Origin of the sequence: Bacillus sp. ISL-34 (assembly GCF_018613325.1) — a bacterium.
GTDB lineage: Bacteria > Bacillota > Bacilli > Bacillales > DSM-1321 > Peribacillus.
Window position 1 is genome coordinate 75,385 of record NZ_JAGGQJ010000003.1, and the last position, 22,748, is coordinate 98,132.

A 22,748-nucleotide genomic window follows, 5' to 3' on the forward strand; every position below is an offset into this window, starting at 1 on the left:
ATAGAAAAGCAAATGGAATCGTGCAGAAAAAAGCAGGAATGCTTTTCGTTCAACACTCCTACTGTTATATTTTTCATGGCTCCATCACTAAAGGATAGGAATTATGAATCCAATTTATGCAGTCGGCTTTTTATATACTCTGCACGGGCCTCAATGAATTTCAGGATGAATTCGGGCTCATTATCAAATTTCACAATATTCCCCTTGATATATGGATCTTTTGAAACATAAGGTCTTATTTGTTCATGCATTTCCTGAATGATAGGTTTCATATAGCCCACGTTAAAATGATTGTTCAAAATCTCCTTAAGAAGTTCTTGGTATCGGATACGAAATCCCCTTACATCAAGGATTCTGGCAGTCAATGTATTGAATCCCTCGATTCCCACATAATCCTCTTCCATCACCTTCCCGTTAACATCCCTGCCCCATGTCGCATCATAATCCCATGGAATCATTTCAAAGAGTCCAGTATCTCCATTTCGATACAAGGCATAGTTATGAACGAACCCATCATAGTTTTGTGTGAATATGACACCGGCCAGCCAGCGCAGGTACTTTTCCACGTCGACATATTTTACGATTTCCTTTTCAAAATCCACTCTTGAAATTGTATTGATTTGAAGGATCAACTCTTGTAAATATAATTCATCCTTTGCTGTCCCGCATTTTTTCTGATAGCCCATCTCCAATGATTTTTTGATTCCTTTATCCAAATCGCTCATCAATGAGAAATTGGCATCACCATCCACTGCATAGAAAATGGACCCGTTGGGCAGCCCCCTTTTCTTCAAATAATATTCATCCACCGATTCCAATTCCAGGTATATCCCTTCGTCCTTTCCGTTCAGATTCAGAAAAACGAACTGGGAGTCCGGTGATAAGGTGCCTATATCCGCAAAAAAGTCTAAAGATAATTTATTTCTTAGTAAAGATACATCTTTATATTCGGCATTTAAATGAACTTCCTTGGCATTCTTAAAAGTATTAGGTTTATAAAAGACTACATTATAGGATTTTTTGCGAAAACCGCGGATATGAGAGCCACGGTACACAATATCAATATCAAGTTTTTTTCTGTTAAGTGTTAACTTTGCCGGTAAAGGATCATTGCACCATATATCTCTGCGAAGTTCCATTAAATTGACTGGTGGAATAAAAAGCTGGTACACAGGCAGATTCTTGTCAGAATTCATATAACCCTTCCCTTCACTTTCCTATTAAATTATGGAAAAAAGCGAAGGATGTCACCAAAAAAAACCACTATTTTTAAAAAAATTGAGGGTTATCTTTAGCACATCACGTACAAGCAACATAGTTTAATGTATAGAAAGGGGGAGTATATATGTCAGACATCATTCGTGACATACAGAATGCGGTGGATAGAGCCAATTCCATGGGATTAAGCGATTTCATGTTTAATGACCCACATTCAAAAGGCAGATCTTCACGTACAAGCAACAAAAAAAGATGCTCTACTTGCAGCACCAAACGTTGCACGAGCAGGAATCGGTCCACTTGTGGTACTCAAAGGGGCACGATCAGGTCCACATGCAGCACGCAAAGGCGCACGAGCAGGAATCGGTCCACTTGCGGCACGCAAAGGGGTACTTGCTGGAAACGATCCACTTCCGGCACTCAAAGGGGCTCTTGCTGGAAACGGAGATCGACATGCCGCACACAAAGGCGCACCAGCAGAAAACGGTGTTCTATATGCAGCAGACAAAGGCGGGCCAGCAGAAACCGGTGTTCCTCCAAACACTGCAGGTGGTTCGGCTGCAATAACTTTCGCAATAAACGGAAATGGTGCTTCTAGTTTCATGGTTCCGTTTTAATGTACAGGATATTAAGATTAACATTAAGTCCAATTTATATGTAAAAACACAAACTCGCCGTATAGCGGCGAGTTTTGTGTTTTTAAAATTATCAGGATTGGTTTTATATAATCAAATGTCCTTTCCTTAGTTGATTGGAGCGGGTGTTCGAGACCACTGCGGGAAAAGCGCATCCAAGGGAGGCCCACAGGCGCGAAGAGCGCCCAGGGCGGATGCCCGCGGAAAGCGAGTGCCTAGCGTGGAAATCAACGTTCATATTTTACAAACCCTCAAAAAAAAGTTCTGCTTGATTTCAGAAATCCGCTCCCTTTCCGCCGACTGTCTGCCAAGCCTCCTCGCCGCTAGCGTCTGTGGGGTCTCGGCTAGCCAGTTATTCGGCAGGAGTCAAATTTCTTCAATCCAATAAGGTTTCATCCCATATAAAACAATAAAAAATCATGGAGTATAACCAAGTTTTGTTTTAAAAATATGGTTTGCTAACGATTGAGAAATACTAGCCAATCGGTCGAAAAGATCAAATAATGCTTTAGCCATAAATATTTGAACCACTATTAAATAGTAATAGCAGAAGAATTAATTTAAAATATCTATCCATGAATGATTTAGCACCTCTCTATATTTTGCCTTAGAATGAACATTTGTTTTAGCAGTTAAACTAATATAAATATCAAACTTACCCACAACTGTTAGTCCAACTCTAGCATTACCCTGTTGAAGCCAAACGAGCAGCGGGTTAGAATCAGTTCCACTAATATTTTCATAAAATCAGCAGCTCCATCATTTATTGAACATATTAAAAAGGATCCCACCCTCTTACATACGGTAGGATCCTTCCAGTTTCGCTTATTTAACGGAGACCAATTCGAACTGTGCATACACATCCTTCAGCCCTGCTTGAATGGCTTGACCAGCCTTCCCACGATAATGCATCTGCACACGATCAATCAATTCTTCGATACCATCTTTCAGGCAATACCCCCGCAGCAGCTGACGAATGAATTCCCTGCCATGTTCTGTGGCAAGTGTACAGGAAGCCTCGACTATTACACCATATTTAAAGTCAAGCTCTACCGTGATGGTGATGGAATCATATATATTTCTCGCTGCCATCCCTTGTGGAAGCTTTGCATGCCCTGCAATAAAGTATGTGTTCATCATCTGATCTCCTCTATCTATAGTTAATGTACGGAAACCTGCTCGAAGGGCCATGCAGGCAATTGCTTACGAAGCTCTTTATCTTGTCTGTAGCCAAGTGCGTATTCACCCTGCATTACAGTATGAATCTCACGGGTTCCTTCGTAAATGACCGGAGCTTTTGAATTCCGCAGAAAACGTTCCACTGGATATTCATCTGAGTAGCCATAGGCACCATGAATTTGAACAGCATCATTGGCCGCTTCGTTAGCAGCATTACATGAAATCCACTTGGCAAGTGATGTTTCCTTCGTATTCCTTTTTCCTTGGTTTTTTAAGGAACCCGCTTTAAAGACGAGCAATCTGGAAATCTCTAAATTTGCGGTCATCTTGGCAATCATCTGTTGAACGAGCTGATGCCTGCCAATCTCTTTTCCGAATGTACTTCGTTCATGACAATACTTCAAGCTTGCTTCCAGGCTTGCTTCAATTAACCCTACAGCACCTGCGGCCACCGTAAACCGACCGCTGTCCAATGCCGACATCGAAATTTTAAAGCCCTCACCTTCTTCACCAAGCCTATTCTCCACCGGAACTTTTACATCCGTTAAAAATATTTCGCCTGTATTCCCGGCACGAATTCCCAATTTCCCTTTAATGGCTTTCGACTCCACTCCCTCGAAAGTCCGTTCCACAATAAAAGCAGTGATTCCCCTTGAACCGGCATCATGATCCGTCTTGGCGAAAATGAGGAAATGATCTGCATAATCACAGAGCGAAATCCATGTTTTTGACCCGTTCAAGATATAATGGTCCCCAACACGTTTTGCGGTTGATTTCATTGCAGCAACATCTGACCCTGCATTCGGTTCAGTCAGACCAAAAGCACCAATCTTGATCCCTTTTGCCTGCGGTACTAAATATTTCTGTTTTTGTTCTTCCGTCCCCCATTGCAGCAGGGTCATGCTATTCAACCCTGTATGTACCGATACTGCAGTTCGGTAAGCCGTATCGCCTCGCTCCAGCTCTTCACAAACGATGGCCAGGGTATTATAATCCATTCCGACTCCACCATACTCTTCGGGTATACAAACGCCCATCAACTGCAATTCCGCTAACCTTTTTAAAATATGCGGCTGGAATTGACCTTTCCTATCCCACTCTTGAATGTAAGGGATAATTTCCTTATCGACAAATTTCCTTACCACTTTCTTCACACTTTGCTGCTCTTCTGTTAATTCGAAATTCATCATTAAAATTCCTCCTAAATAATTTTATTTTCCTTGAATTTACTTATTTGGTCTGGACTATATCCAATTTCAGCCAAAATGGAATCGGTATGCTCACCATAGAGCGGCGGATGCTTCCTCATCGTAACCGGCGTTTTTGAAAGGTTCAGGGGCGATCCCGTCACCCTAAGGTCTTCGATTGTGGGATGCTCCATGCTCACCAACATGCCTCTTGCGATGATTTGCGGATCCTCGCACATCTCTGCGATATCATTGATCGGACCATTGGGTATCCCTGCATCATCAAACAGCCTTTTCCATTCCTTCTTTGTCTTTCCTTTCAACAAACCCTCTATTATCGGTATTAATACTTCCTTGTTTTGCAAACGTTTATCATTATGCTTAAATTGTTCCTGCTCGGCTAAATCAGGTCTGCCTATAACGGTTGAAAATCTCCTGAACTGATCATCATTTCCTACAGCCACGACAAGCTCCCCATCCCTTGTCCGGAACGTCTGGTATGGAACGATATTGGGATGCTGGTTTCCCATTCGTTCAGGGGTCAAGCCACTGAATAAATAGTTGCTGGCGACATTCACCAATGAAGAAACCTGACAATCCATTAACGAAATATCAATTTCCTGACCTTCCCCCGCTTTGTCCCTATGATGTAAAGCGGATAAAATGCCAATGCATGTATACAAGCCAGTCAATATGTCAGCTATGGCTACCCCGACCTTCACGGGGCTCCCATCTTTTTCTCCTGTAATGCTCATCAAACCACTCATCGCTTGAATGATATAATCATAGCCAGGCAAATCCTTATAAGGTCCTGTTAAACCAAATCCCGTAATCGATGCCAAGATCAGTTTGGGGTTCATTTCCTTTAAATCCTCATAACCCAGTCCGATTTTTTCCAATGTACCCGTCTTGAAATTTTGAATCACTATATCCCCTGAAGCCACTAACTTCCGGAAAATCTCTTTCCCTTGTTCCGACTTTAAATTCAAGGTCATGCTTTGCTTATTTCGATTGGCACATATGTAGTAAGCGCTTTCTCCTTGGGCGAATGGCGGACCCCATCCTCTCGTTTCATCACCTGATTCATGGTGCTCGATTTTAATAACATCGGCACCCAAATCACCGAGAATCATGGAACAAAACGGCCCCGCCAAAACACGGGATACATCGATAATCCTGACTCCTTCCAAAGCTCCATTCATATCATCACCCCTTTCAAACTGTCGGGATACACAAAAAAGAGCCAGTAAAACCAACAATGTCAATACATTGAATGTTTCACTGACCCTTATCCACGAACTGTCTTCCTGCAAAGGAAGATCAAGTGAACCAAGTCAATTTTTATGGATTCCAGTTTTATGACAAGCCGGCCATGCAACAAGGTAACTTGCTGTCATCGGTTTGGTAAATTAAGTATAGTTCTATTTTTTGAATTTTGCAATAATTTTGTTCGGGTGTTTTTATTACTACCATACTTCCCGTTTAATATAAAAATACTTCCAGGACTCCCTCAATCCATAAATAGAAATCGGAATTGCCTTTATTCGTTTGGCATGTGATGATTGAATATGTATAACTATCAATATATGAAGTTTTCATACTATCAATTATCGTTCGACAGACAAGGAAAGATTAAAAGGGAGATGGCGATATGGACAATAAAAAAACGGAAATAATCGAAGCGATCAAGAAATACCGCACAATTATCATTCATCGCCATGTTAATCCGGATCCGGATGCATTGGGATCACAAATCGGTTTAAAGAAGCTATTGAAGCATTCCTACCCTTCAAAAGAAGTCTATGCGGTAGGCGAGGAAGTTGATAAGCTTCGATTCATTGGTGATATGGATGTCATTTCCGATAAAAGTTACAAAGGTGCCTTAGTGATTGTTTGTGATACGGCCAATATTTCACGGATCAGTGATTCCCGCTATGATCAAGGGAACATGCTCATCAAAATTGACCACCATCCCGAATACGAACAATTCGGTGACCTTTCTTGGGTCGACCCTTCTTATAGCTCTGCAAGTGAAATGCTTGTTGATTTGTTCTTGGAATTTCCAGAAGGCTTTATCATGAATAAAGAAGCGGCTAAATCATTTTATGCAGGAATACTTAGTGATACAGGGAATTTCATGAATGGGAATACCACTCCCAGGACATTAAAGATGGTTTCGCACTTAAGAACTTATAATATTCAGCCAGAAAGAATCCATAACAGCCTTAATGTAAAGGGGAAAAATGCTTCAAGACTACAAAAAGACATTCTCATGAGCTTCAAGGTAACCGATAAAGGGGTGGCTTACTTCATTATTACGGAGGATCTTTTAAATATGTATGGTGTGGATCGACTCGAAGCTTCGAATTTAGTCAATACACTATCAAGTGTAAGGGGCAATAAAATCTGGGCCTTCTTCATCGAATATCCTTCTGAAATCCGTGTCAGGATACGTTCACGGAATATTCCCATCGCTTCAGTCGCACGTCAATTCAATGGAGGAGGACATTCACTGGCTTCAGGTGCTACCATCCATTCCTGGGAAGAGGTTGATCATGTTATCCAAGCATTGGATCAAGTCTGTCCATAACAGGGAGTTCATGACCTGCCGTGTTTAATCATATTCCCAATTAATTAAACGGAATAGGCCTTTACCTGATTACAAAAAAAAACGCCAAAGCCAGGATGGCTGAGGCGCTTGCTTATTTCAATTTATTTGGACACTTCTTCAAGAATTGATAAATCGATCATGCCTTTTATATCATTGCTAGGGATATAACCAGCTTCTTTGCTTATGTCGGCCATTTCCTGAATGACTTGCTCATTAACTTCAGTTGTCACTTCAAGGCGAGAAAATGCTGAAGCCACTTCTTCTTTACTTAATTCTTTTCCAGTCAATTCCTTCAAATGCTTAATAACCAGCTCCTGGCTTTCTTCAGGGTTGTCTTGTATAAACTTCACCGCTTTTTCATGCGCTTTCAAATAGGAAGCAGCGAGCCCCTTTTTATCCAAGAACTTCTGGCTTGCAGCGACTACCGTGTTAGGTGAATCTTTTCCCCATGCAAATTGATCCCAGTCAAGCACTAACTTTCCTTTTGCCTGGTTTTCCAATACGTAACCCCATGGTTCCTGCGTTGCTGCCGCATCGACGGATTTTTGGACAAAAAGGGCGGTTGTGTCAGCAGGTGCTGCTGCATAAAGCTCAACTGTCCCCCCATTTGTAGTCGGTTTTAAATCAACATCTTTAAGGGCTTTCCTAAGCATGACATCCTGTGTGCTCCCAATGACGGGAATCGCTACCTTTTTACCGTCTAAATCTTTTAAATCCGTAACCTTGCTGCCCTCGCTAGCCACTAGTACGGCACCTCCATTTACTGCCCCGGAGATCAAGTGGTATTCAGGGTTTTTCACGTAAAAGTTAAGCAATGGACCAGGCCCGACCGTTCCGACATCAATGGCGTTTGTAGCCATTGCTTCCATGAATAATCCGCCATTGGCCACTGTTTTTGTTTCAATCTTAACATCTTTACCGAACTCTTCTTCAAAAAAGCCTTTTTCAAGTGCAATGATCGTTGCACTGTGAGTTAAGTTAGGAAAATACCCAATTTTCACGGATTTCCCCCCCGCCCCTTCTCCTTCTTCATCATTACTGCTGGATTGAGTGCATCCGCTCACTATTCCGATTAACAATACAGACAGAATTAGGGCAAAAAATGATTTTTTCAGCATATTTTTCTCTCCTTTTGAACTATTATTTTATTAAACTACCGTTACTTCACTCCCCATTTCAGTTGAACATTACGTTCAAGGCGGGAGAAGACGACATTATCCACGATTGTTCCGATGATTGCGATGATGATCATCACGGAGATGACCAGATCCATTTGTCCAAGTGATCTGCCCATTTCCAGCAATTGTCCAAGACCGCCTCCCCCGCCAAGTAATTCACCGGCCATCAATGCACGCCAGGAAAAGGCCCATGCGATTCGCAGACCGGATATTATTTGCGGGACGGATGCTGGTAAAATCACGGTGCGAAGAAAATGAAATCCGGTCGATCCATATGTTTTGGCAACCCGCTGATACAACTGGGGTACATTCCGGAATCCACTGGTTGCATTAACCGTCATCGTCCAAGTTGCGCCGATGGTGACGATAAAGAGGATCGAAAAATCATTCAATCCAAACCAAATGATCGCCAAGGGGAACCACACGATACTCGGGATGGACTGTAATGCCGTCACGAGGAATCCTAAAGTGTCTTCAACCAATTTAAAGCGCCAAATGAAATATCCTAATATCAGACCTACTATAATGGCAATCATAAAGCCGATCAGGATACGGCCAAGGCTTTTTCCGATGGCTTCGGTTATTTGTCCGCTCATCAGTCCATTATACAGAGTTTCCAAAACCTGGGTCAGGCTTGGGAACATGAATTCCGGAAGACTGGAAAGTCTAGATGTGACTTCCCATATCCCCGCTATCATCGCGATGAATATGATTCGTCTTAAAGCTGTAATCATTCCCCATTTCCTCCTTCAGCACTTTTTCAATTTCCTCCTGCAAAATCGATAAAACCCTTTGTTCTGTATGCAAAGTTACACTATCAGGCATAACTCCATCTTTCATGGAAGGGACGGAAATCGTTTCTTTGATTTTCCCGGGACGGGTAGCAAAGACGATGATTTTTTCGGAAAGCTGAACAGCCTCACGAATATTATGGGTAACGAAAAAAATCGTCACTTTAGTTTTTCTCCAGATTTCGAGCAGCTCTTTATGCAAGACCATCCTCGTTTGCTCATCAAGTGCAGAGAATGGCTCATCCATCAACAGGATATCAGGTTCCATCACCAACGCTCTTGCGATGGCTACCCTCTGTTTCATGCCCCCTGAGAGTTGATGTGGATAGGAGTCAACATACCGGCTGAGGTGAACCATCTTTAAAATGTCCAATGCCTTGGCTTTAGCCTGTTCATTGGGAATTTTCTTTAACTTCAATCCGTATGTAACATTTTCAAGTACCGTCAACCAAGGAAATAACCCCGCCTCTTGAAACACTACGACCCGTTCCGGACCTGGCTTCACCACTTTTTTCCCAGCTACACGTATTTCACCTACATCTGCCTTATCAAGGCCGGCAATCAGATAAAGGAGTGTGGATTTACCACATCCTGAAGGGCCGACGATCGAAACGAAGCTTCCTTTCTCGACCTCTATGTTTATCTTATCGAGCACCTTTATGCTTTCTTTCTTTTCATTCTTAAAACTTTTTTCAATGCCATCTATTGTTAAATACATAAAGTCACCCCACTTTTATATCGCATCGATTTACTAAACATTATTTCTTAATAATGATTAATCCAATGGTTTTTGTCAACTATAAAAATGCAAAAATTCTAATTTATCGGTATCTTTCTATTCAACTGTCAATGTATTGATAAATATTCCAAACTTACACAAAAATACATATGAACAAATTCCATTCAGTAAATAAAAAACCTGAGCCCTTTGTAAGGGTTCAGGCTAATTTTAGTATTCATTAAGTTTAGTTAACCGAAGTCACCTGCACTCTTTCAATGGGCCTTAAAAAATCCTGCTTCCATACAATTTATCCTTCATCTTTTGTGTCCTTGCATGCAGAGGCTTTTTCAAAATGATACCTAAGATGAGCGTGATTATTAAAAAGAGAATCAAGATAAAAATGTCCTTGCCAGCTACGCTCCAAGTTATTCCCCCAACAGATTCACGAAGTAAACCTACAGCATAGGTGAATGGCAAGAAGGGATTAATATGTTGAAAAAAGGGCGGTGTGACTTGAATCGGGAAGGTGCCTCCTGAACTTGATATTTGTAGGACCATCAAGACGACGCTTATCCCTTTTCCAACATTTCCAAGAACGGAAACGAAGGTGTAGACTATGAGTGTAAATACTGTACTTATCAGAACAGAAAACAGGATGTACTCAAATTTATCCGCTACATACACACCGATCAGGAGGATATTCCCAATGGAAACACTAAGAGCCTGCATTACCCCAATGATGAAAAATATAAGATACCGCCCGATATAAATTTGATACGGGCTGTAGACTTTTTGTGAAACACCCACGCTAAGCATGGAAATCAATATTGTACCCCCGACCCAAAGGGAAAGTGCCGTAAAGAAAGGAGACATGGCTGATCCATAGTTCGGAATCGGAAAGAGACTGTGTTTATTGAGCAGCACTGGTTCTGAAAAAAATTCACTTTCTTGTTCAATATCATTCCTTAGGAAATCGATCACTTCTTCCATATTGTAAGACTTATCGATTTCCCTCATTTTAGAAGCTAGAGCCTTTATTTTCGTTTCGATTTCCGGAAACTTTTTCTGTAACTTATCGATATCCCCTGTACGTGTTTCCAATGTTCGATTGGTCTCATTCAACAGCGTCCTCACCTCAGGAAGAACCTTGGTGCCCTCCTCCATCGTAAGCTGGACATTATTCAATATTGATTCCGTTTCATTCCAGATTTCAGTGAATTTTGGCCCTGTTTCCTTTGAATAGCTCTCCTGGAATCTCGCCAAGACCTGATCATTGTTCCCGCCAAGTTCGATAAGATTGCCGTAGGCTCGGTCATTCAGCGCTTGAAGTTGGTTTGACGCATTATCCCTTAGTTCATCAACTAGCTGTATTTCTGGCTGAAGCATGTTTTTCTCATTAAATTGATTGACTCTCACCAATAGATTATACATACTGTCCAAAAGGTACAACTCTTTATTTATCCTCGTTATCCCTTGTTCCACTAGCTGATCCGACTCATTGCCAGGCAGACCCTGACCCGTTAACCGGTTCGCCAGCACTAAGATGGACTCATTATCGCTCCTGATGTTCGCAATATCATTTTTCAAAAGGGGATTGATTTCTGCGAATGCCTGCCTTGTTGAATCTACATAACTAGAAACGTCCGATACCAATTTGTCCTTCTGCGATGTTATTCCTTCTATTGAATCAAGGCCATCATTAACCTTCTTAATGATATCTTCGGCCTTTTTGACATGTGTTTGAACGGTTTTGATATTTTGTTCAAGCTCAGGCAATTCACCCTCTAATAAATACACCATATTCTTCATTTTTTGAATCGTCGGCAACTCGTTTTGCAAGGTGATTCCCAGTTCATTAAAGATTGCAAGGATACTGCCACTAGCTGATTTGATAAAGGTTTTGCTCACATTGTCCACAATGCTGTTGGCACCCGCTGCCGTAATTTTAGGAGCTATGGAATTGATCTTTTCATTAACATAGTAATCAATTTCCGCCTTCTTAGGATCATCGGTCATGATCGTCGCAATATGTTCGGAAAAGTTATCCGGAATGATGATGGATGCATAATAATCCCCCTTTTCCACCTTTCTTATCGCTTCTTTTTCCGATGTGAATCTCCAGCCCAGATCCTTATTCTCCTTTAACCCCTCCATGACTTCCTTGCCTATGTTCACGGCTTCGCCATTTAACTCAGCACCTTTATCATTATTGGCAACACCGACAAGGATTCCTTCCGTATTTGCATACGGGTCCCAAGATGCGACAATATTAAACCACGCATAAATGGAAGGGATGAACATGAGAAAAACAACCACAATACAAACAAAGAAATTTTTATAAATGCTTTTTAAATCGTCAATGAAAATTTCCCGAATATTTCTCAAAACATACCCCCGTGCAAAAGTATTTTGATACTATTATTCGAAGAAATTTCCCTATCGATACTAAGTAAACATATCCATGGATTTTTCAGACCAAATAAAAAGAAGCAAGCAACGAACTACTTACTTCCTGAGAATTCACTTATCCTGAATGCCTGGTTTTAAAAATGTAGCTATCAATTTATGTAAGGTGGGTTCCCAATTCAAAGACGGTTTCTTGTCTTTTCTCCTTTTTTAGTTACAGAATAAACGGCAAGGTGTAAGAACATACTATCACAAACAAAATGTCGGGAGTTTTGTATGGGAGAAATAGTCATGTCAGAATCTGTTGAAATCATCTTTCGAACCTTTACCTCTTTTATTTTATTATGGGTATTTGTCCATCTCCTCGGTAAACAGACGATTGCCCAGAGGACCTATCACCTATATATCGCTTCAATAACGATGGGGACAATTGCAGGGAATCTAGCATTCAATATTAAAATTCAATTCCTGTATTTTATCCTTGCAATTATTATTATGGGTACCGTCGTTTTTATGCTGAATCTTCTATCGATTCGAAATCCCCGCTTCGGGAAATGGATCGCTGGAGAACCTGCGACCTTAATTGAAAAAGGACAAATCCTCGAAGAGTCAATGAAACGAATGGGGTATTCACTGGATTCTCTTAAACAGGCTTTGCGAGGAAAAGATATCTTCAACATAGAAGAAGTGGACTGTGCCATTTTAGAGACAAATGGCTCCCTCTCTGTCTTAAAAAAAGAACAATACCAAAATGCCGCCAAGCAGGATTTACCTTTACTCCCCCCAGCAGGAACTGTACCGATTGAACTGGTCCAAGATGGGAAGATTCTATATGACAACTTATCCAAACACACCTACGATCACGAATCGTTAATGGCTGAACTCAAAAAAAGAAATCTTGCTGTTTTTGACATCTCGTATGCTGTCATAGGGACAAAAGGAAATTTGTATATTGATTTGATTAAGGATCAATCAAGGTAATAATCCTTTGTGGTATGCAATACAAATCATTTTAATATTTCATAATTGGATAGTTGGAATAATAAAAAGCGGTTTTTCCAGAAGGAAAAACCACTCCATTCAGACTGTAGACAAATTCGAAGAAAGCGAGTTTACCTACAGTTTTTTTCTTTGAAAAACGTTCCCGTTGATTTCAGAAATCCGCTCTCTTTCCCCATCATGGTTCGGGGTGAGACCATTCCGAACCCCCTTATGCCGACAAACTGATTGGTTTTTCAGCCTATCCTAATTAACTCTTTTCAATCACGTTTATCAATTCCCTTAAATAATCCGGTAGATCAGGCGGACGCCTGCTTGATACCAGGTTTCCATCTACTACGACGGGCTGATCTATCCAAGTTGCCCCCGCATTTTCCATATCATCTTTAATGCCCGGTGTACTCGTTACATTCTTCCCCTGTAAAATTTTAGCGGAGATCAACACCCAACCTGCATGACAAATTTGCCCGATGGGTTTTTTACTTTCTTCCATGCTTTGGATAAGTGATATCACTTCAGGAAACCGGCGAATTTTGTCAGGTGCCCAACCGCCCGGTACAAGAATGGCATCATATTCTTCAGCTTTAATACTGCCATACTCATAATCAGAAATGGCTGGTACACCATACTTTCCAATGTATGTTTCATTCGCGTTTTCTCCAGCGAGGTGAACAATCGCTCCTTCTTCTTTTAATCTTAAAATCGGATACCAGAGCTCTAAATCTTCAAAATCATGGTGCACAAGACTGATTATTTTCTTTCCTGCTAATCTCATGAAAACCTCTCCTTCTTTCGTTCTATTACCCTTTACCATTCTTCCCTATTACTTCCCTTTTTCTACTGCCTGTACACTTTTATGCATTAACCTATCATCAACATTTGGCCTAAAAATCAACCTTCACCAAGTACAACCCAGCTGCCTCCGCCATACGGCCCGTTTGGATTCTTTCTTTTGACTCTATAATACTTGGTATATTTTCAGCATCTATTTCATCCAACCCAACTTCTATCAACGTCCCGACAATCTTTCTGACCATATTATAAAGAAATCCATCGCCTCGCACCGTAATTTGGATGAAGCCGGCATTTTCTTCTATATCAATGGAATATATCTCACGCACCATGGATTTTTTCTTAGACTTTGCATTTGAAAAAGCAGTGAAATCATGTTCACCTATAAAATGTTGACATGCTTTCTTCATTCTTGAGATATCCAGCTTTTCCTCTACATGCATACTGTACTTTCGCATGAAAGGATTAGTATATGGCTCGTTCCAGATCTTATACAAATAGGTTTTATCCTTGGCGTTATAACGGGCATGAAAACGTTCAGGAACTAGACTAACCTCGACAATGCTGATATCTCGGGGTAAATATCTATTCAAATAATTCATGATTTCAGCTTCAGTCAGATTTTCACCGATCTTAAAATTGGCGATTTGTGCAAGGGCATGTACACCGGCATCCGTTCTGCTGCATCCGATGATTTCAATTTTTTCCCCTGCCATTTCCGTTAATACATTTTCTATTTTCCCTTGAATCGTATCATCACTATTACCTAGTCGTTGCCAGCCCTTATAGCGCCCGCCATCATATTGAATGGTCAATTTATAATTGTTCATTGCGTCCTCCTTATTTTATTCCTGTATAGTCATCTAAACAGAAAATTCTTGATAAAATACAAGCCCCCATACAACTCCTGCTGTATGAGGGAACAGATTGTCCTTTCTTAGAAACATATTTAAATTGTTAATGGGTTTTGTAGCTGCTCCACAAGTCTACAGTAAAAGGAGTTCCATTTTCAGGTTTCGTTTAGGATGCCCCCACAGCTTAACTGGACCATGATTTATGTAAAAATCCTGCAGCTCATCCATGCGATTACCTAGTAAATCCTAGCAATCAAACTAAAAAAGCACTTCTGCATAGTGTACCAAAGTGGCTAACGGCATGCAACGAACGAGCCGGCGTCATATATCCAGTTTCTATAAAACTTTGTGCAATGCAGCAACACACAGGATTAATAAGGAAATCAAAAAACAAAAAAAGATCCAAACCCCTGTGATATCAAGGATTTGAGCCTTTGGCAGTTGATGACCTGTGAGGGATTCGAACCCACGACCCCTTCCCTGTCAAGGAAGTGAAAGTAATCGGATTATAACAGATTTAGTAAGAAAACGTTGATATAATGGTCAATTTTTTCTAAACAGATGTAATTGGTGGGAATATGTTTTGTTTTGCCACCAGTCTGCCACCAATTTACCACCAGAAAACCCCTTGTGTTATAAGAGTCCTATTTGATGGTAAATAAAAACTTTATTTCCCATTAAAGTAGAAAACTAAGTCAGCTACTGTTTCTTATATAATTACTTGCTAACCATTCTCCACAAAAGTAATTATAAAAATATATTTGATGTTGCAGTTGTTAAGTTGAAAAGATGGCAAACAAATCAATCCACTCCCTATAATTAAATAAAGAGGATGTTATGCTATCGTGCGAAGTGACTGGTGGGACTGGTTTTGGCTTTTTGAATCATTATATTATGCCGCCCATGTGGTTTCAAAGTGTAATATGTTTAACAACAGTAGAAAGAAACAGCATGAAATCAAAGTATTACTCGTGCTAGCTGTACATCTTTAACTTGGATTTAACATAATTTATTATATTTCGTTAGCAAAATGTTAGCAGATATTCGATATGGAATTACTCACAAATCAACAAAGCGATGCAAATTCTACATGCATCTCTTTGTTGCAATGATTACACACTCTACATGACTTGTAGAGACCGTAAACAAATGGATGTAGAAGTTGTTTTTACCGCTCAATTTTTGTTTAAACTCTTTGACATAAAAGTACTAGCATATGAACAATCCTTTTTACATTGTGTATCATCGATAATGAAAAAGACAATTGGACGCGAATCACCAGCTTTGGACTGAGATCTTTTAATTTGAATGACGTTAATCAATTTTCTGCTCTTGCCGCTCGTATTTGGCTACTCTTTGCAATTTATCTAAATCCACCTTACGATCCCATACTTTTTTTGCATTTTCTGTAATATAGGGATAAAGATATTGATCAACAACCACCTGATAATCCAGGTCATCAAGTAAATTATACGTACGAATTTTTATGGTTTTGTTATCAAGGGTGTCAATGACTATATCATTGATTAAATTCAGTGGATTTCTTACTAAATTGATATTCCGGATATTCTTAATATAAACTGTACCTTTCTTCGACCCAATCGTACCATTTTCACCTTGGACAATCGTTAACAGGACCTTTCCTGGAATAAAACCTGGAAGTGACCAAAGCGTTAGGTAAAGGTAAAAAGGAGTAAAGATGAGACCACCACCAAGGTAAAATAAAGAATACTTGGATTCAAATTTCAAACCGTGTATGATTAAGAAAAAACAAGCAATTAAAAAACCTACAGTCGCAAGAAACATCCACCCGTACATGAACTTGGACCCTTTTATCTGAATGGCGTTATTTTCTTTCTTAACGTTTACCAAATAATGCACCTCCTTAAGCTGGAAGAATCTTGTTGGTTAATAATAGTTGATTAATAGATGCCTCATTTGCTCTCTGAATACTCAGGTCAAGGTTGTTGTCCCTTGTAGCTAGCCAACATTCATTCTTTCCTGGAATCATAAAATAAAGATCTTTTAGGTCAGGGTTATTCTCTGAGTCATACATTAAGCTTACTAAACTATCCATTTTACCGTTTCTATTCGAAATATCATTTAAAAACTCTAAGATACTAGTAGAATCTCCCTTTTTACTTACCCATTTCTCAACAATTGACTCCGGTAAAGAATGAGATTGACTTACATCTTCTAAAAGTTCTTCAAATTCTTCACTTTTTAACTGAAGAATAACTTCACCTTGCTTTTCTAACGTATGGAAATGGAAAAAACCGCTTATAACTGAAAGGATTTCTTCTTCCGGCAGCTTAGAAATAGAGTGAACTTGATGATCGTACAATACTTTATGTAAATAAACCTCTCCATTTTTAAAATGAAAGGAAATACTATCTTCTCCATTTAAGTCTGGCTGATGTTTAGAAGCCTTTACGGTACTTTCTGCATTATTCAATGTATGAATATAGGCAGCAAATTCATCTTTTAACTTATATTGATTATTTACTTCCTTTAACATATCTTTTGCTAACAAAGAGCGAGAGGCAATTTCTAGCATTAATTTCAACTCGGCATCTTGAAGCGTTGGAAAATAGGCTCCCTTAATCGACATTCCTTGTTCAAATAAACCTTCACTATAAAATGAAAAAAGTAACTCTTCAATACTTAATTGAACGGTATTCATATATCCTCCTTAAAAAAATGAAAATTTATCCTCAAAAAAATCTTTTGCTCCATCGGCAAGGGAACTCGCTGTTTCTTTTGCTTTCGATAATCCCTTACCAATTTCCCCCACCTTCCCTATTGGGTCAGCAATAGTATCCTTAATTTGATCATTTACGAAATCAGCACCTTTATTAACACCTTCAACAACTTTACCAGCTTTCTCAAAACCACCTTTAATCAGTTCAAGCCCATCATGTATAGGTTCTTTCATGACAATCGCTGCTTCCTCTGCTATACCTGCCGTAAGTTTAGCCGCTTGCTCTCCAACAAGTCCTCCTACAAATGAACCTGCAGCGGCTCCTACAACCGTACCGACTGGGCCTACTAAACTTCCTAGAGCACCTCCTACGAATGCTCCCGCAATGGAACCTCCAGAAATCGCTACGGTATTATTCACTGCATTTCCTACCGCTTTTGCATTTTCTCGCTTTAAGACCTCTGGATTATTTCCATATTTCGCATAGTTTTCGGAAATTTTCAGTCCCATTCCACCTGCTTCCATTACTCCTGTTACTAGTACTGCACTAACAGCGTTGGTTTTGGCAAATTTCGCTCCCGTCTGAAGAAATGATTTAAACGTTGTAGAGTCCAATGCTCGATGATTAATCCCTTCAAATAATGCCTTTGAACTATCTGTATATTTAACAACATCACCAGGAAGATATTTAGCAACCTTTTTGTGAACTAAATCAGCAAATGGAACATCTCTATATTTTTTCAATAAAAAGGTTGGATTTAAATAGGCTCTCGCTACATTACGAAATTTGGAATTATCGACTACATCTGTTAGTTTATTTAGAGCATTCATATGTTTATACATATAGACATCATCACTATTTTTGATAAATTGCGTAAAACCTAGCCCATAAAATGCCAGCTGTTTTGATACTAAAGCACCCATCACAGTGAGCGCTCCATATTTCTCATGCAGTTTATAAAGTTGACCTACTAAGTTATCAGCATCGGAAAATTTATTGGCGGTCATTCGAAGGTCGATCTCCATTTCACTCAGAAGGTCAACTAATTGATTTCCTGTTCCCCACGGATCTCCTACTTGGTAAAAACAATGACTATACTCTGCTGGAGCACTGCTAATTAGGTTCACTAGTTCCAAATGAAGACTCTTGTATTCTTCTTCAATTTTTGACAAGTGCGAGACAAACTCATTTGCTAAATCTTCTAAACGATCTGGGTCTACTGAAATTTTATTCCCCACTGTATCATCCTCTTTTCTTTTCCTTTATGAACTATTTCATCTATATACTATGAAAAAAGTGATGTCCTAATAGTATAATCTGTAAAGGCAGGATAAATAGGTCGACACAACCCGGTACCCAATTTTCATCCATTCCTTGCTTACCGTCATCTTCTTTTTTCTTTCCTTGCCTCTACTTAATTACGAGCCATTTTAAACCTCTCAAAACAATTATCATTAATGGCAAGTACAGTTGTAAAACTTTAGCGGACATAAGGGAGACTTAAAAAAGAGTGATTATTTGATGCGCCAAAACACCAAATTGAATGAACAAAATAAAAAAACCACCGCAGCCGGGGAGTAAACTACCATCTTTATTTTGCTCATTCTTATCCGGGAGGATCCAGCCTTCCTCTTCCAAACTTTTACGATCCCTATTCTTCGGTTTCATATGACACCTCTTTATATCCTTCATTCATTTTGTTTCTACTCATCCTTCATACAAGCAAGCCGCTCTAATTCTCTTTGTCTTTCAATCTCTTCTCTCACTCTGTCAACATCATTTGCTGCGCTTTCTAATTCTCTACTTATTTGATAAAGATTGTCTGAATGTCTTTGAAATAGGACAGCTGCTTCATGTAGTATTGAATCAAATTTTTTCCGGGCTTCGCCAGCCCATGTCTCCGTATTTGTATGTATACTCTGCATTAATTTTGATTCATCTAATTTTAACTCCTCAGAGGATTCCTGAAACACTTTTGTTAATGCTCTGACTTTATCCGAATTCATCTTTTCACCTCATTATTGAGTCAACGTACTTTTTCTATATTTATTCTCAAATACCATTTTAATACAACAATTCCCTATTTTAGATAAGTAAATGTTACTATAATTACTAAGTCACTTCCATAGGCCCCCAGTATTGAAATAGCAAATAGATATAGGAAGAATGTTTTATTTTATTAACATAACGAGTGTATTGGCAAATATCCCATGAGATAACAAGGAAAACTGGAATTTTCCTCATGCAGAGGAAGAAGGTTTATCCATTTCTCCCGTTAAAAATGGAGGTGGTTGGAAAGCTATAGAAGTATTCGGTTGAGGAACTTTTGAGTAATAGATGAATTGAGACTTGCAGTTTCATTCAGGAGGGGAACAGTTTGGTTCCCACCATTTCACGTGAAAATTCCAAAAGGTAAATTGTGTTTTTTTCTGACTCACTAGCAAACCTGCTTTGGCTACACTGATATCAAAGTGCTCAACAATTGAAGGTAATATCCCGATTACGCCCATCTCAGTAGTTAGGATACCGAAAACTCCTATGGTCAAAATAACTATAAGTAAACTATTCTGTTTAGACATAAGTTTGATCACCCCTGTTTATTACTTATTCTTTTGTTTTTTTAGTTTTTTTCATTCGGAACTACAGACTTTTCATAACTCTCAATTTTCCCGTTCAAAAGCTTCAAGGTTTTTTGTTGATCCTTAATTCTTGAAACCAACTGGTTTCGTTGTTCAATTAATAGTTCCTTTCTTGTTTGCATAGTCTCATCGCCTTGATGAACCATTTTTACATACTCCAGCAACAACTCTATAGACATACCTGCGTTACGCATAAACAAAATTACTGGAATCCAATGACAGTCCTGTAATTTTTCGCTGACTTCTGAAATTATCATAACAATGTCCTACTAACTCTTGAAAGCATAACAGCTGGGAGTGAACTCCAGGTCAAGGGTATTTATAAATTATTCTATCTAAATTCTTATGCAACTATCCTGCCCCGTTGCAAAAGATAAATGTTATCTTCTTAATAAACTTTTATAGGACTTTAAATATTCAAATGGGTCAACTTCATTATCATCATCTGGCTTATAAATCTCTCTATCATGATAAGGAAGCCTTATCCGTTTCCAGTCTTCGTTGTTTTCTGTTTCACCAGGCATACAAGATATGAACAAATTATAACCCTCGCCATCACTAGATAGAGGACCTATTCGTGCCTCACCATATTGAAGAGCATTATCAATAGCATCTCTCAATTCCTTGAGTGCTGTTTTATTACCAACTATCATTGCATCATCATGCCAGTACCTTTGTCCGTATATATGGAAATATGATGGTTCTGTATAACCCTGTCCCTTTTCGGCAATGACTTTTTCAAAGTTTGGGATAAGAATTTCAGGCGTCATATCGGTAACCAATACATCCATTTCTGTTATGCACCCACCAAATATTTCTTCAAATAGTTGAATATAAGGCGTTACTTCTACAAATAAAATAAGGTGTTTCTTAATGAAATAGGTGCGAATTAAGGTATCTTTTTTTTCATAGCAAGTAAATTTGACAGTTGGAAACAATTCTTCTTACTGCATTCTTTTAATACTAAATTGTTTCCTCTTTTCCATATTTACTGATTTAGAAAGACTTGTGTCGATAGCAACAAATAATATTGGGTCAATCATGAACTTCACCCTTTACTTTTTTTAGATAGAGAGAAATATGAGGTATGGTCAACCTATAAACGTCTCTACCCAATAACCCATTTATCATGACATTAATTCAGAATCCTTTATGAACCAACCTTCCCCGTTTGCTCCATAAAAAAAGACTGCAGCAGCAACCTTGAGTCTTTTACAAGAAGTAGAATCCCTTTCATTATTTGAATTTGTCAGGTTGTTCTACATAGAACTCTAAATACCCACATTTAGAACAAACATAAGCAGATACTTTGCTGTAAATCGGACTATCCTTGAAAAAACCTCTTGGTTTTTTGTTTATCTGAAATTCTCCTTGAATTCCAGAAATATAGGCTCTCGTAAGTTCGTTGCCGCATTTGCTACAAGTTTCCATTATTTACCATCCTTTATAGGTTAACGTATACTACCCGTATTACTCTCTTTTATACGATTCCTAAATTTAATCATGTTTCAATCCTTCTCTATCCGCCACCAATTAAGTAAATAATACAAAATGAACTAATTCTTTATAAATAAAAAAAGACCCAAATCCTTGTTATATCAAGGATTTGAGCCTTTGGCAGTTGATGACCTGTGAGGGATTCGAACCCACGACCCCTTCCCTGTCAAGGAAGTGCTCTCCCACTGAGCTAACAAGTCGTATGTAATGACTGACTGGTTACTTAAGTACATAATTTATTATAAGTTTTTTTGTTAAAAAGTCAACGCATTATATTAAAAAAGTTTTAGTTTTATCTCATTTTATTTCCCTCCACCACAAAACACGAACAAACATTCCCTTTGCACTTGCATATAAAACACACGTTCGCATATAATGATAGCAAGCAAGTCAGCAAAGGAGTGACAGGGAATGAAATATATACTTCGTAAACATATGGAAGAAAATGCTCCATTGGAGATAATTTATCTTTCCGAACAAGGTAAGATTACACAGCGGAAAATTCAGGTGCTTGAAATTTATCCTGGCCATATTCACGCATTCTGTTTCCTAAGGCAGACAAAACGGACATTTAAAGTGGCCAATATCCTTTCTGCCCGCCTCATTAAGGCCAGGTTTGATAGGTCTGGCTGAAGATTGTTAATCAAGGGTTAACCGATTAACTCTTCTTCTTCCTGGATGTCCTTTTCCTGTTCAGTTAACGATTCTTCTTCATCTCTCAGACGATGAGCTAACCTTGAGGCGGCACTCGCGGCAATGCTTGCAACGATATCATCCAGGAAGGTATGCACGATTCCTTCTTGCTTCTTATCAAGTTCGTGTATGACGCCTATTTTATTTTTATCCAAATGACCAAAGGTCGTTACAGCAATGCTTCCGTAACCTAATACTGCACCAAAGGCAATCGTTTCATCCACTCCGAACAGCCCTTCATCAGATTCAACAATCGATTGCAGGGGTTCTGATAGCTTTTTTTGCTCGGCCAGTTTATCCAGCTCCACACCGACTAAAATGGCATGTTGAATTTCCCTTTTCAACAGGACACGCTCAACGCTGTGGATGCATTCCTCCAGCTTAAGATCAGCTTTGTACGGGAACTGCAATTCATAAACGATTTTTGCAATTGCCTCCACACTGACACCACGCTCTAATAATGTTCGTTTAGCCGCCTTCGTTACTTCCCTGCTGTGTACCTGTACATCTGCCATTTTATTCGCCACCTTTTTTATTGTATTATTTTTCTATATCCTTTTATTATAGCACCTTATTATTCAAATTTTTAGAAAATACGCTGAAAATTTTCTATTCTAAAATCTTGTCACGGGAAAAAGTCGCAAGG

The 22,748-nt window shown here is 39.2% G+C and carries 22 protein-coding genes, 1 tRNA gene and 2 pseudogenes; 5 read left to right on the forward strand and 20 right to left on the reverse strand.

The window, feature by feature from the left end:
* Window positions 1-101 precede the first annotated feature (101 nt).
* The gene (locus J7E52_RS03030) at window positions 102-1,196 is read right to left on the reverse strand and encodes a CotH kinase family protein (protein WP_214743647.1); all 1,095 of its coding nucleotides are present in this window, start codon (window positions 1,194-1,196) and stop codon (window positions 102-104) included.
* A gap of 149 nt (window positions 1,197-1,345) precedes the next feature.
* Between J7E52_RS03030 and J7E52_RS27345 the strand changes: the two are divergent.
* Together J7E52_RS27345 and J7E52_RS03035 are read left to right on the forward strand one after the other, a co-directional pair.
* A pseudogene (locus J7E52_RS27345) lies at window positions 1,346-1,399 on the forward strand (hypothetical protein); the annotation flags it as partial.
* A gap of 22 nt (window positions 1,400-1,421) precedes the next feature.
* Complete coding sequence (locus tag J7E52_RS03035) at window positions 1,422-1,835, forward strand: hypothetical protein (protein WP_214743648.1); 414 nt, start codon at window positions 1,422-1,424, stop codon at window positions 1,833-1,835.
* A gap of 843 nt (window positions 1,836-2,678) precedes the next feature.
* Here J7E52_RS03035 and J7E52_RS03040 read toward each other — a convergent pair.
* Genes J7E52_RS03040 through J7E52_RS03050 form a run of 3 tightly spaced genes read right to left on the reverse strand, consistent with a single transcriptional unit; the run spans window position 2,679 to window position 5,421 of the window.
* Entirely contained in the window at window positions 2,679-2,990 is a 312-nt protein-coding gene (locus J7E52_RS03040; protein WP_048682993.1) for a DUF3870 domain-containing protein, read from the reverse strand.
* 23 nt (window positions 2,991-3,013) lie between these two features.
* Window positions 3,014-4,219: an acyl-CoA dehydrogenase family protein gene (locus J7E52_RS03045; RefSeq protein ID WP_214743757.1), complete on the reverse strand. Its 1,206-nt coding sequence runs from the start codon at window positions 4,217-4,219 to the stop codon at window positions 3,014-3,016.
* A 14-nt stretch (window positions 4,220-4,233) separates the two neighbouring features.
* A complete protein-coding gene (locus J7E52_RS03050; protein ID WP_214743649.1) occupies window positions 4,234-5,421 on the reverse strand; it encodes a CaiB/BaiF CoA transferase family protein in 1,188 nt (395 codons plus the stop codon).
* 449 nt (window positions 5,422-5,870) lie between these two features.
* Between J7E52_RS03050 and J7E52_RS03055 the strand changes: the two genes are divergently transcribed.
* A complete protein-coding gene (locus J7E52_RS03055) occupies window positions 5,871-6,809 on the forward strand; it encodes a DHH family phosphoesterase (RefSeq protein WP_214743650.1) in 939 nt (312 codons plus the stop codon).
* Window positions 6,810-6,931: 122 nt separating this feature from the next.
* Here the strand turns inward: J7E52_RS03055 and J7E52_RS03060 are convergent, their stop codons facing one another.
* The 4 genes from J7E52_RS03060 to J7E52_RS03075 form a co-directional block, all read right to left on the reverse strand.
* Window positions 6,932-7,948, reverse strand: a complete 1,017-nt coding sequence (locus tag J7E52_RS03060) for an aliphatic sulfonate ABC transporter substrate-binding protein (RefSeq protein WP_214743651.1) — start codon at window positions 7,946-7,948, stop codon at window positions 6,932-6,934.
* Window positions 7,949-7,989: 41 nt separating this feature from the next.
* Window positions 7,990-8,742 (reverse strand): ABC transporter permease, encoded by a 753-nt coding sequence (locus tag J7E52_RS03065; protein WP_214743652.1) that lies wholly within the window; start codon window positions 8,740-8,742, stop codon window positions 7,990-7,992.
* Entirely contained in the window at window positions 8,675-9,517 is an 843-nt protein-coding gene (locus tag J7E52_RS03070; protein ID WP_214743653.1) for an ABC transporter ATP-binding protein, read from the reverse strand. Before J7E52_RS03070 ends, J7E52_RS03065 begins: the two co-directional genes overlap by 68 nt.
* 285 nt (window positions 9,518-9,802) lie before the next feature.
* Window positions 9,803-11,905, reverse strand: coding sequence for a YhgE/Pip domain-containing protein (locus J7E52_RS03075; RefSeq protein ID WP_214743654.1), 2,103 nt, complete (start codon window positions 11,903-11,905; stop codon window positions 9,803-9,805).
* A 312-nt stretch (window positions 11,906-12,217) separates the two neighbouring features.
* Here J7E52_RS03075 and J7E52_RS03080 point away from each other — a divergent pair, with 312 nt between their 5' ends.
* Entirely contained in the window at window positions 12,218-12,907 is a 690-nt protein-coding gene (locus tag J7E52_RS03080; protein ID WP_214743655.1) for a DUF421 domain-containing protein, read from the forward strand.
* Between the two features lie 268 nt (window positions 12,908-13,175).
* Here J7E52_RS03080 and J7E52_RS03085 read toward each other — a convergent pair whose 3' ends face one another.
* The 11 genes and pseudogenes from J7E52_RS03085 to J7E52_RS03135 all read right to left on the reverse strand — a co-directional run bounded on the left by J7E52_RS03085 (window position 13,176) and on the right by J7E52_RS03135 (window position 21,609).
* Window positions 13,176-13,700, reverse strand: a complete 525-nt coding sequence (locus J7E52_RS03085) for a type 1 glutamine amidotransferase domain-containing protein (RefSeq protein WP_214743656.1) — start codon at window positions 13,698-13,700, stop codon at window positions 13,176-13,178.
* A 109-nt stretch (window positions 13,701-13,809) separates the two neighbouring features.
* Window positions 13,810-14,547: a tRNA pseudouridine(38-40) synthase TruA gene (gene truA, locus J7E52_RS03090; RefSeq protein ID WP_214743657.1), complete on the reverse strand. Its 738-nt coding sequence runs from the start codon at window positions 14,545-14,547 to the stop codon at window positions 13,810-13,812.
* Between the two features lie 1,338 nt (window positions 14,548-15,885).
* The gene (locus tag J7E52_RS03095) at window positions 15,886-16,443 is read right to left on the reverse strand and encodes a DUF5381 family protein (RefSeq protein WP_214743658.1); all 558 of its coding nucleotides are present in this window, start codon (window positions 16,441-16,443) and stop codon (window positions 15,886-15,888) included.
* Window positions 16,444-16,456: 13 nt separating this feature from the next.
* Entirely contained in the window at window positions 16,457-17,254 is a 798-nt protein-coding gene (locus J7E52_RS03100; protein ID WP_214743659.1) for a hypothetical protein, read from the reverse strand.
* Between the two features lie 9 nt (window positions 17,255-17,263).
* A complete protein-coding gene (locus J7E52_RS03105; RefSeq protein WP_214743660.1) occupies window positions 17,264-18,511 on the reverse strand; it encodes a glycine zipper domain-containing protein in 1,248 nt (415 codons plus the stop codon).
* A 262-nt stretch (window positions 18,512-18,773) separates the two neighbouring features.
* The gene (locus J7E52_RS03110; protein ID WP_214743661.1) at window positions 18,774-18,941 is read right to left on the reverse strand and encodes a hypothetical protein; all 168 of its coding nucleotides are present in this window, start codon (window positions 18,939-18,941) and stop codon (window positions 18,774-18,776) included.
* 35 nt (window positions 18,942-18,976) lie between these two features.
* Window positions 18,977-19,279 carry a WXG100 family type VII secretion target gene (locus J7E52_RS03115; RefSeq protein WP_214743662.1) on the reverse strand — a complete coding sequence of 101 codons (303 nt, stop codon included), beginning with the start codon at window positions 19,277-19,279 and terminating at the stop codon, window positions 18,977-18,979.
* 426 nt (window positions 19,280-19,705) lie between these two features.
* Window positions 19,706-19,852 (reverse strand): annotated as a pseudogene (locus tag J7E52_RS03120) (MFS transporter); the annotation flags it as partial.
* A 41-nt stretch (window positions 19,853-19,893) separates the two neighbouring features.
* On the reverse strand, window positions 19,894-20,169 hold the full coding sequence (locus tag J7E52_RS03125; RefSeq protein ID WP_214743663.1) for a MerR family transcriptional regulator: 276 nt from the start codon (window positions 20,167-20,169) through the stop codon (window positions 19,894-19,896).
* Between the two features lie 123 nt (window positions 20,170-20,292).
* A complete protein-coding gene (locus J7E52_RS03130; protein WP_214743664.1) occupies window positions 20,293-20,850 on the reverse strand; it encodes a hypothetical protein in 558 nt (185 codons plus the stop codon).
* Window positions 20,851-21,537: 687 nt separating this feature from the next.
* Window positions 21,538-21,609: transfer RNA gene (locus J7E52_RS03135), tRNA-Val, on the reverse strand.
* Between the two features lie 211 nt (window positions 21,610-21,820).
* On the opposite strand from J7E52_RS03135, the gene J7E52_RS03140 reads away from it, so the two are divergent.
* Window positions 21,821-22,042 carry a hypothetical protein gene (locus J7E52_RS03140; RefSeq protein ID WP_076367067.1) on the forward strand — a complete coding sequence of 74 codons (222 nt, stop codon included), beginning with the start codon at window positions 21,821-21,823 and terminating at the stop codon, window positions 22,040-22,042.
* Window positions 22,043-22,059: 17 nt separating this feature from the next.
* Here the strand turns inward: J7E52_RS03140 and J7E52_RS03145 are convergent, their stop codons facing one another.
* Window positions 22,060-22,617, reverse strand: a complete 558-nt coding sequence (locus tag J7E52_RS03145; protein WP_101224089.1) for a phosphatidylglycerophosphatase A family protein — start codon at window positions 22,615-22,617, stop codon at window positions 22,060-22,062.
* Window positions 22,618-22,748 lie beyond the last annotated feature (131 nt).